The sequence below is a fragment of the Phaeobacter sp. CAU 1743 genome, from assembly GCF_039839315.1.
Classification (GTDB): domain Bacteria; phylum Pseudomonadota; class Alphaproteobacteria; order Rhodobacterales; family Rhodobacteraceae; genus Phycobacter; species Phycobacter gallaeciensis_A.
Genome location: NZ_JBDOQR010000105.1, coordinates 1 through 9,519, shown reverse-complemented (window position 1 = coordinate 9,519; position 9,519 = coordinate 1). Strand labels below are relative to the sequence as shown.

9 protein-coding genes are annotated in these 9,519 nt (G+C 59.0%); 2 read left to right on the top strand and 7 right to left on the bottom strand.

Going from position 1 to position 9,519, the window contains the following annotated elements; genetic code table 11:
• Positions 1-574 precede the first annotated feature (574 nt).
• The gene (locus AAFO90_RS23010; RefSeq protein ID WP_347510920.1) at positions 575-1,219 is read left to right on the top strand and encodes a hypothetical protein; all 645 of its coding nucleotides are present in this window, start codon (positions 575-577) and stop codon (positions 1,217-1,219) included.
• A 7-nt stretch (positions 1,220-1,226) separates the two neighbouring features.
• Here AAFO90_RS23010 and AAFO90_RS23005 read toward each other — a convergent pair whose 3' ends face one another.
• The 5 genes from AAFO90_RS23005 to AAFO90_RS22985 form a co-directional block, all read right to left on the bottom strand.
• The gene (locus tag AAFO90_RS23005) at positions 1,227-2,576 is read right to left on the bottom strand and encodes an APC family permease (protein WP_347510919.1); all 1,350 of its coding nucleotides are present in this window, start codon (positions 2,574-2,576) and stop codon (positions 1,227-1,229) included.
• Between the two features lie 49 nt (positions 2,577-2,625).
• On the bottom strand, positions 2,626-4,971 hold the full coding sequence (locus AAFO90_RS23000; protein ID WP_347510918.1) for a copper-translocating P-type ATPase: 2,346 nt from the start codon (positions 4,969-4,971) through the stop codon (positions 2,626-2,628).
• 78 nt (positions 4,972-5,049) lie between these two features.
• Positions 5,050-5,970, bottom strand: coding sequence for a prolipoprotein diacylglyceryl transferase (gene lgt / locus AAFO90_RS22995; RefSeq protein ID WP_050686145.1), 921 nt, complete (start codon positions 5,968-5,970; stop codon positions 5,050-5,052).
• 105 nt (positions 5,971-6,075) lie between these two features.
• Positions 6,076-6,462 (bottom strand): DUF302 domain-containing protein, encoded by a 387-nt coding sequence (locus AAFO90_RS22990; protein WP_050686143.1) that lies wholly within the window; start codon positions 6,460-6,462, stop codon positions 6,076-6,078.
• A gap of 139 nt (positions 6,463-6,601) precedes the next feature.
• Positions 6,602-7,195 carry a calcium-binding protein gene (locus tag AAFO90_RS22985; RefSeq protein ID WP_223229252.1) on the bottom strand — a complete coding sequence of 198 codons (594 nt, stop codon included), beginning with the start codon at positions 7,193-7,195 and terminating at the stop codon, positions 6,602-6,604.
• Positions 7,196-7,538: 343 nt separating this feature from the next.
• Here AAFO90_RS22985 and AAFO90_RS22980 point away from each other — a divergent pair, with 343 nt between their 5' ends.
• The gene (locus AAFO90_RS22980) at positions 7,539-8,150 is read left to right on the top strand and encodes a hypothetical protein (protein WP_007803430.1); all 612 of its coding nucleotides are present in this window, start codon (positions 7,539-7,541) and stop codon (positions 8,148-8,150) included.
• A 76-nt stretch (positions 8,151-8,226) separates the two neighbouring features.
• Here the strand turns inward: AAFO90_RS22980 and AAFO90_RS22975 are convergent, their stop codons facing one another.
• On the bottom strand, positions 8,227-8,892 hold the full coding sequence (locus AAFO90_RS22975) for a L,D-transpeptidase (protein ID WP_012187180.1): 666 nt from the start codon (positions 8,890-8,892) through the stop codon (positions 8,227-8,229).
• A 42-nt stretch (positions 8,893-8,934) separates the two neighbouring features.
• Positions 8,935-9,447 carry a disulfide bond formation protein B gene (locus AAFO90_RS22970; RefSeq protein WP_347510917.1) on the bottom strand — a complete coding sequence of 171 codons (513 nt, stop codon included), beginning with the start codon at positions 9,445-9,447 and terminating at the stop codon, positions 8,935-8,937.
• Between the last annotated feature and the right edge of the window lie 72 nt (positions 9,448-9,519).

Here is a 9,519-nt window from a genome sequence, read left to right as displayed (position 1 = left end):
CGCGGCAGGCGCTTGAGCTATTTGAGGGCTCCGCGCCTGCCGCGCTTGCCAAACCCGAAACCGACGACTACCAAAATCAAACCCGCAGACTCTCGTCATGAGCGAGGGACCAGCGGGGGGCAGGTCATGCGCAAACCTGTGAAAGAGGGAAGCCGATACCAGAGCGGCCAAAACAAACCAGCCAGAAGGATCATCAATTTATGTACACACGAAGCGCACTTCTTCTCACAACCGTCTTGGCCCTTGGGGCTTGCTCGGAGTCTTTCTCGAATTCACAAAACGCGTCGTCACGCCCGCCGTTACCGGAAAATATCCTGGAACTGGCAGCACCGAACCAAGACCTCGCGACCGCCTATCTGCGGCCCGAGGACAACTGCTACTGGTACATGCACGCGAGTCCGGTTGAAACAACGCGATTGCCGCTCAGGACGATCGAGGGAAACCCGATTTGCGTCAAACGGGCCGAGTAAGCGATCTCTGGGAATGCCCGCAACCGGCTTGTCGCTTCCGTCCGCTTGGGAGGGATCGATAACGTATCATCGACCTAGTGGTGCCCACATGGCAGGCTATTTCAATGGATAGATTTTTCTCTATCAGTATGCCCGCGGCTCAGTTTGTTAGAAATGTCCTGCTGTTCAGCTTCGCTGCATTACTGCCGGTCCTGTTGTTCTATGTCTTACTGGCTCCGGGCTTTGCTCCGGCTCTTGCTGCCGGCGGACCGGCACTCATGCGCTTTCTAAGGCAGGTTGCGACCAACGGTTTGCCCGTGGTTTTTGCCGCCAACTACGTCAGTTTTTTCCTTTTCGCCATGACAAAGCAACCAAAGGCGGGCTCAAGAGACACGGTGTTTTTCGTGCTGGTCGATGTCTTGCTCAGAGCCCTTCTCTTTCCAGGTCTCCACGTGCTTATATACGTTCTATCTGCCGACTGGTTCGGGTCATTCGGCGGCAATCGTTCAACCGCTTTGGCGGTTGTATCCCCGACTCTTGCGCGTTCGGCGTTTTTCGAGAACATCTCCGGCGTTTACCTCTATGCGACTATGATAAGCGCGTTGCCGCTCTACGTCTCGGCTTTCGGGCGGTCGGAATTTCTTGGACCGGTTGTACGTCGCTTGCCCATGAACACGGGCGTGATGCTGCTTGCCCTGGCTGCGTTTGCCTTGTCGGTCGGGCTGATCACGATCGGCGCACAAGGCATCGCATCTCTTCAGGCCAGGTGATGGCAGGCTAATCACCGTGGGCGTGGGCGTGGGCGTGGGCGTGGGCGTGGGCGACTTGCGGTGCCACCCATTGCGACAAGTAAACGCGCTCGAAGGCGAACACAGCGATCATCCCGACAGCGGCGTAGAGAACGATCATCGGGTCGCTTTGAAGCTTCATCACGGTGAAAGCTGCCAGTACTATCGCATCGAGCGCCAGGGCAGTCAAAAGCACGATACCGAAGGCGCCGACGTCTGCTCGACGATAGCGGAACACGCCCCAATGTATGATCATGTCCATGACGAGGTAAAAGAAAGCACCGAGGGATGCGATCCGGCCTAAATCAAAGAGCACGGCCAACGTCGCGGCGATGACGACAGTATAGACCAGGGTGTGGCGTTGGATGGGACCTGGCATACCGAAGTGGCTGTGCGGGATCATTTCCATGTCGGTCAGCATCGCCAGCATACGCGACACCGCGAAGACGCTGGCCAGAACGCCGGACGCCGTTGCGACAGCGGCCAGGATCACCGTGAGTATGAAGCCGGTTTGTCCAAGGGCGGGCTGCGCCGCTTGTGCCAGCGAATAGTCACGCGCTGAGATGATCTCCTCGATCGTGAGACTCGAACCGACCCCGTAGGCGACCAACAGGTAGACGACGACGCAGATTCCGATAGAGAACATGATCGCTCGGCCAACATTGCGATTTGGTTCAGTGATCTCGGCTCCGCTGTTGGTGATCGTGGTGAATCCCTTGAACGCAAGGATGGCCAGCGCCGTAGAGGCGATGAACCCCGTGAGCCCGTAGGATTGTGAGGTCTCGGACGCCGGGGCGAACGCAAAACCACTGGACCACAGGGCCGCGATGCCAAACAGAGCTATGCCTCCGATCTTGATCGCGGCCATGATCAACGAGAACAGCCCGACCGAGCGGTTTCCGGCGATGTTCACCAAAAAGGCGAAAACGATCACGGCCACAGCCAGAGCGGGGACCAATGGGCCACCTTCGATATCGAAAGGGCGCAGGACATAGGTGGCGAAGGTTCGCGCGACGAGGCTTTCCGCGATCACCATGCTGAGCGCCATCAGCAACGCGGCCCCGCCTGCGATGGCTCCGGGACCATAGCACTTCTGCAGGATCATGGCGATGCCACCCGAGGACGGCCATTTGTTCGACATCCTGATGTAGCTGTAGGCGCTGAAGCTTGTGACGACCGCGCCGGCGATGAATGCAAGAGGGAACAGAGGGCCGGCGAGCTGTGCGACTTGCCCCGTTAACGCAAAGATTCCGGCGCCGATCATCACGCCTGTTCCCATCGCGATGGCGCCGCCCAGACTGATAGAGCCTTCGCGGTACGTGTCTTGTTTGCTCTGCATAAATGGTCTCTCTTTTGCTTTCGGTTCGTCCGAACGATGTTGCGCGCTTCTAGATGCGAACGCCGCGAAGACGCAGCGAATTGAGCACCACCGAGATTGACGACGCGCTCATGGCGAAGGCAGCAAACATCGGACTGATGAGGATGCCAAAGAAGGGAAACAGAACTCCTGCCGCGACCGGCACGCCGGAGGCATTGTAGATCAGCGCGAAGAACAGGTTTTGACGGATGTTGCGCATGGTGGCCCGAGCCAACCGCCGCGCGCGCACGATTCCATCGAGGTTGCCCTTGACGAGGGTGATGCCCGCACTTTCGATGGCCACATCGGCGCCAGTGCCCATGGCGATGCCGACATCGGCCTGCGCGAGCGCTGGGGCGTCGTTGACGCCGTCCCCGGCCATGGCGACCTTGCGACCTTCGGCTTGCAATTCCTTGATGATCCGCGCCTTGTCCTCGGGCAGCACGTCGGCCCGGATCTCGTCGATGCCGAGCCGCGCGCCGATCGCCTTGGCTGTGCGCTCGTTGTCGCCGGTCGCCATGATGACGCGGAACCCCAGTTCATGCAGGTCCTTGATCGCGGCGGGCGTGGTCTCCTTCACCGGGTCGGCGACAGCGACAAGACCGGCAATGTCGCCGTCCAGCACCACGAACATCACTGTCTCACCCTCGTCGCGGCGGGCATTGGCCTTGGCGGTCAGGTCGCCCGCCTCGAGCCCCAATTCACGGATCATCGCCAGATTGCCGAGCGCCACCGCTTTGCCGTCCACAACACCCTTGACGCCCTTGCCAGTGACCGCCTCGAAGTCCCGTGCCTCGTCTATTTTGACATCTCGCTCCTCCGCACCCCTGACGATCGCTTCGGCCAAGGGGTGCTCCGATCCGCGCTCAAGCGATGCGGCGAGACGCAAAACCTCGGCTTCGTCGTGGCCGGGTTGCGGGAGTACGTCGACAAGCCGCGGCTTGCCCATCGTCAACGTGCCGGTCTTGTCGACGATCAGGGTATCGACTTTCTCGAACCGCTCCAGTGCCTCGGCGTTCTTTATCAACACGCCGGCCTGAGCGCCCCGCCCCGTTGCCGTCATGATCGACATCGGTGTCGCCAGGCCAAGCGCACAGGGACAGGCGATGATCAGAACCGCCACCGCCGAAATCAATGCGTAGGAAAGCGCAGGCGCGGGCCCCCAGATCGCCCAGGCGATGAAGGACAGGACCGCGATACCGATGACGGCCGGAACGAAGTATCCCGCCACCTTGTCGGCGTATTTCTGGATCGGCGCGCGCGATCGCTGCGCGTTCGACACCATCTCGACGATCTGCGCAAGCATCGTGTCGGACCCGACACGCGTCGCCTCCATCACCAGGCTGCCAGTGCCGTTGATCGTCGCTCCAGTTACCGGGTCGCCTTCGGTCTTCTCGACGGGCACAGGTTCACCGGAGATCATGCTTTCGTCGATCGAGGACCGGCCGTCCAGAACCACGCCATCGACAGGCACCTTGTCACCGGGCCGTACGCGCAGCCGGTCGCCGACCTGTACGTCCTCCAGCGGGATCTCCTCCTCGGAGCCATCGTCCCGCATGACCCGCGCGGTCTTGGCCGCCATGTCGAGAAGCGCGCGGATCGCCTTGCCGGTTCCTTCACGTGCGCGCAATTCCATCACCTGACCGAGCAACACGAGCGTCACGATCACAGCCGCCGCCTCGAAGTAGACGCCGACATGGCCTTCGGAGTCTCGGAACCCATCAGGGAATATGTCCGGTGCGAGAACGGCAACGACGCTGAAGAGCCAGGCCGCGATTACCCCCATACCGATCAGGGAGAACATGTTGAGATTCATCGTACGGAACGAATTCCAGCCCCGAACCAGAAACGGCCAGCCGCACCACAAGACCACTGGCGTTGCCAGGATCAATTCGATCCATTGTGTAGTGCTTTCGCCAAAAAACGTCCGGACTGCGGGGAAACCGACGAAAGGCCCCATCGTGAGGACAAGGAGCGGGATCGTCAGGACTGTGCCGACCCAGAACCGCCGTGTGAAATCCACCAGTTCGGGATTTGGACCTTCATCGCCCGGCACACCGGATTCCAGTTCCAATCCCATACCACAGATCGGACACGCGCCCGGATCAGGCTGCCGCACCTGAGGGTGCATCGGGCAGGTGTAAATGGGACCATCATGCCCTCTAGGAACCAGATCATATCGGCCATCCGCCGGCGCGGCACCCGCGTGGTGGTCGTGATGATCATGTGCTGAATGGACCTCCAGCTCCGATTCCGGCCCGAGATGCATCCCGCATTTCGGACAATTGCCGGGCTCGTCCTGCCGCACCTCAGGGTGCATGGGGCAAACGAATACCGAAGAAGCTGCTGTGGTTTCAGAACTGTCGGGAGTGCTCATTTTGCGGTCCTTTCCGAGAATGCTTCTCTTGCCTAGGGCTTCCATCCGCGGGAGGGTCAAGAGAGATCAGTACGGCGATTACATTGCGGCTCTGCGGGGTGGCGCTGTCCGGCCCCGTTCCCGCCGGGCGAACACGATCAACGCCAGCCCGACCAGCGCCATTGGCATGGAGAGCAACTGGCCCATGGTCAAACCCCACTCACCAAAATGAAGCGCATGGCCGATCGGGTTGTCCGCCGTTACAAATTGTTGGTCCGGTTGCCGGAACATCTCGACGAAACTTCGGGCAAGACCATAGCCGGTCAGAAACACGCCAGCCAAGGCACCGGGCATTTTCAGCCAGCCCCGGCCCCAAGCGAGATAAATGAGCAGCATTCCAAGAATGAGCCCCTCCAATAGCGCCTCGTACAGCTGGGACGGGTGTCGGGCGCAGAGGCCACTAATCCCTGGGCAGGCCTGCGCGACTTCGCCGGGAAAGATCACCGCCCAGGGAACGTCCGTCGGCCGCCCCCACAACTCATTGTTGGTGAAGTTCGCCAGCCTCCCAAGAAACAAGCCTGGCGGTGCCGCCAAAGCCAGCAAGTCGCCAGTGCTGAGCAAAGACGCGTTCTGTCGAAGGCAGAACAGCAAGGCAGCGATGACAACGCCCGCGAACCCCCCGTGGAAGGACATGCCGCCTTGCCAGACCATCAGAATTTCCAAGGGATTTGCGAGATAATATGCGGGCTGGTAGAACAGTACAAAGCCTAGGCGACCACCAGCAATCACGCCGATGATGATCCACGTCAGAAGATCTTCGATCTGCGTCCGGTCAAGCGGCGGTCCAACTGATGTCCAGAGCGCGGGACGGCTTATCGCACTCAAACAAATGCGCCAGCCAATCAGGATACCGAAGATATAGGCTAGCGCGTACCAGCGGAGTGCGAATGTGACCCCCCCGATGTCGAAGGAGATGAGGTCGGTTCCAATATCCGGAAATGGCAATCCCGCTGGCAGCACTGGGTGAGTTCCTCATCAGGAATTTACGTGGGGATTAGATGGCATTGATCGAGCACCGCTAAAGGCGCTCGATCTGCGACAGGGCATCCAACGCCCATCCCGCCATCACGCGGCGTCGAGGGCGTCCCGGAGTAGATCGCGGACTTCGCCGGCGACCGCGTCCAGGTCTTGGTTCTGCACCGCCTGCATCGAAGCGACAGGATCGACCGCGCTGACCTCGGTGTCGCCGTCCACTTGCCGCAGGATGACATTGCAGGGAAGCATCGCACCGATGCGAGGCTCGATCTCGATGGCTTTGTGCGCCATGCCCGGATTACAGGCCCCGAGAATGCGGTAAGGCGGCATGTCCGCATCAAGTTTCTTTTTCATCGTCGCTTTGACGTCAATCTCAGTCAGAACGCCGAAGCCCTTGTCTGCCAAAGCATCCCGAACACGCATCTCTGCGTCATCGATATTGGTGTCTTTCAGGACGCGATCATAGGTATAGGCCATGGGAATTTTCCTTTCCGTGTCTCTATTTTTTGGCATAACGAGGCTAAACGGTTCAGGTCGCGGTTCGGTTCAATGTCCCGGCCGAGAACGGTTTTGGCGTTTTGAGGACGGGTGCCGGAAAAAACCGGCACCCGTTGGCTCAGTTGTCCTGCATCATGGAGCCGTTGCCCATGCCCTGACCGTTGCCCGGCCGCGCAGGCGCATCTGCCATGTTCGACCGCATCATCTGCATCCGCTCCATCCTATCGGCCGGAGCGGCCATCTCTTCCGGCGTCACCGCGCCGTCGCCATCGGCATCGAGGTGTTGAAAACGATCCACCATCATTTCGCGGATCATCGCGCTGTGGAGAGCTTCAAACTCGGTAATCGAGAGGTTTCCATCCCCGTCGCTGTCAAACTCGGAAAGCTTGGCCTGCAGCTGCGTGCGCATTTCTTCCGGCGTCGTTGTGCCGTCTCCATCGGTGTCGAACATTTGCATCATGCCGCCAGCCATGCCTGCGCCCATCATACCACTGCCCATGCCTGCGCCCATCATGTTTCCGTGCATGCGCTGCATCATGTCCATCATTCCGCCCATGTTCCCCATCATGCCCGGACCACCGTTCTGCATCATGCCTGCCCCACTTTGGGCACCAGGTTGACCACTGTGCCCATGGTTGGCATCCGCCAAGGCGACGCCACCAAAGGCGGTTGCAGCCAGAGTCATTGCAGCGAGTAGAGTATTGCGTTTCATGTCGATCACCTCGTGTCAGTGTTACGATAGCCACCATATGGGATGCACCTGCAGATGCGGAATGCCACGCGAGCCGGTGTTTTGTATCGCGAGGTCACAAAGGCGGGGTCTGTTACAAATTGCGACAAATCAATTCGGGGCGAACGCTCCTCTTAATCTGAGACTTGCGATATCCAGAGAAAAACCTGTCGAGGAGTCGCGTACCAACCGACACCGAACCCGTGTTTCGGTGGACGTGAAATCCGGAAGAGTTGGTGTCGAGAGTGGTAGAGGACCTGAATATCCCGAAAATTCAATTATTCAACCCATGGCAGGAGGCTGCAGGGTGCTCTTTTTGAACCGCATTTTCTCAGTTCTAACCTTGGTAATTTTGGCGGGGTGCGGCGCAGGAAACGACATGCGCCCGGATGCTTCAGCCGAAGTCATCAGTAGCGCATCCTACCGTCACGATGGACCGGCCGCGCTGACGTTGTACACCATGATCAACAACAGGTCCGGGGCGGGTGCGCATAGCAGCGTCATGATTAATGGGTCGCAGCGTGTTATCTTCGATCCGGCAGGAACGGTCCGGCTGAGCGCTGTACCGGAACGGGGAGATGTGCTTTATGGCATTACTCCACAAGTGGCCGATTTTTATGCGCGGGCTCATGCTCGCGAGACCTACCATGTCGTCATACAAGAGATCGATGTGTCTCCCGAAGTCGCGGAGCAGGCTTTGCGCCTTGCAATTGCCAGCGGCCCAGCCGCTTCCGGTTTTTGTAGTGCCAGTACCTCCGCGGTACTCAGACAATTACCAGGATTTGAATCCATCGGACGCACATTTTTTCCAAAGCGCCTGATGGCGGATTTTGGCAAGTTGCCGGGCGTGCGAACCACAAAGCTGTTCGAGAACGATGAGGACGACAAATCCGTAGCGATCGCACAGTTCGAAAGTTCACTTGCGACACAGCCGTGAGTGTTCGTCCAACAATTCATTGGAAGATGTCCCTGCACGACGCAGTCCTCGGCGTGTGAGCCAAAGATGCAATAGGTTAGCTTCGAGCGGTAACGCTGTCTTCGGCCGAGTAAAGGAACGCCGTCGATCCGACAGCGACATTCGGATAGAGATCATTGATGTGGGCCATCACCATGCGCACGCATCCCGAACTGGCCCGGCCGCCAATGCTGCGAGGGCTCGGCGTTCCGTGAATTCGAAGGTACGTATCCCGATCTCCGACGAATAGATACAAAGCCCTGCTGCCCAAGGCATTGTTGGGGCCGGGCTCCATACCGTCGGCAAACCGCTCGTAAGCCTCCGGATCGCGTTCGATCATTGACTGCGTTGGCGTCCAGTGCGGCCATTCGACCTTTCGGCGGATCGTATAGGTGCCGGGTTCATAGAGATCGCCCTTGGCAATCGCCACCCCGTATCGCATCGCGGTGCCACCTTCCTCGATATGGTACAGATAGCGCGCGATCGCATCGACGTGAATGTCACCCGGGCGCAAACCGTCATTCGCCAAAACGCGTTGCGGCAGCAGCCTGGGATGCAGCCCCCATGGGTTGGTTGTTGCCGGGTCATAGTTGGCGGGCGTGATCTGCGCATCCCAAGCTGCTTTTTCGGCTGTTGACGGCCAGGTCTTAGCGAATGCTGGCGAACTCAGAGAAGCTGAAAACAGCGAGCCGGAAAGTGCAAGGAAGTGTCGTCTTGTAACCATGAAGCGAAGCCCTTTGTTTGTTTTCGATGAATGCGGGACGATTCAAGAAACGTCCGCGACCCCATGCCACCGAACCTTTTGATGTCTTGCGATCGCGACCAACCAGAGGCAAGCAAGGACACCGCTTAGGATCGCGTTCCAACTCGCCATGGACAACGTCAGAAATTCCCAGACAACCTCACTGCACAGAACAAGATTGGACGCATTTGAACTGGCAGAGGGCAGCAATTCCGATACCGACATTTGGGAAACATCGAGGCCGGATCCCGTGCAAGAAGTCGGTCCCTCCCACCAGCCGCGCTCGACACCGGTATGAAACACTCCCAACGCGGATGTGCTGAGTGCCGACAGGGCACCGATTATCAGGATTGGCAAAATCGGCAGAGCAAAGAGCAACAGAGCGCCCATTCCAATGGCGATTGCGTGTGGGTAGCGTTGCCAGATGCACATTGCGCACGGCGCGTACCCAAGAGCCTGGAAAACGAAGGCCCCCAACAGCAAGGGAATGTCCCGAACGATGTTGAAAAGCGTTTCGGGCGACGCTGCGGATTTCATGGTTATGCGGCTTGATCCAACGGGTCAACCAGCGCATCATTTTGTGGGTCGCGGTGTTTTTCCAATGCGGCC

Excerpts from the sequence above, each read along its gene's own strand:
- AAFO90_RS23000 (WP_347510918.1), bottom strand. The coding sequence starts at position 4,971 with ATGAGCACTCCCGACAGTTCTGAAACCACAGCAGCTTCTTCGGTATTC.
- AAFO90_RS22970 (WP_347510917.1), bottom strand. The coding sequence starts at position 9,447 with ATGAAATCCGCAGCGTCGCCCGAAACGCTTTTCAACATCGTTCGGGAC.
- AAFO90_RS22985 (WP_223229252.1), bottom strand. The coding sequence starts at position 7,195 with ATGAAACGCAATACTCTACTCGCTGCAATGACTCTGGCTGCAACCGCC.
- AAFO90_RS23005 (WP_347510919.1), bottom strand. The coding sequence starts at position 2,576 with ATGCAGAGCAAACAAGACACGTACCGCGAAGGCTCTATCAGTCTGGGC.
- AAFO90_RS23010 (WP_347510920.1), top strand. The coding sequence starts at position 575 with ATGGATAGATTTTTCTCTATCAGTATGCCCGCGGCTCAGTTTGTTAGA.
- AAFO90_RS22975 (WP_012187180.1), bottom strand. The coding sequence starts at position 8,892 with ATGGTTACAAGACGACACTTCCTTGCACTTTCCGGCTCGCTGTTTTCA.
- AAFO90_RS22990 (WP_050686143.1), bottom strand. The coding sequence starts at position 6,462 with ATGGCCTATACCTATGATCGCGTCCTGAAAGACACCAATATCGATGAC.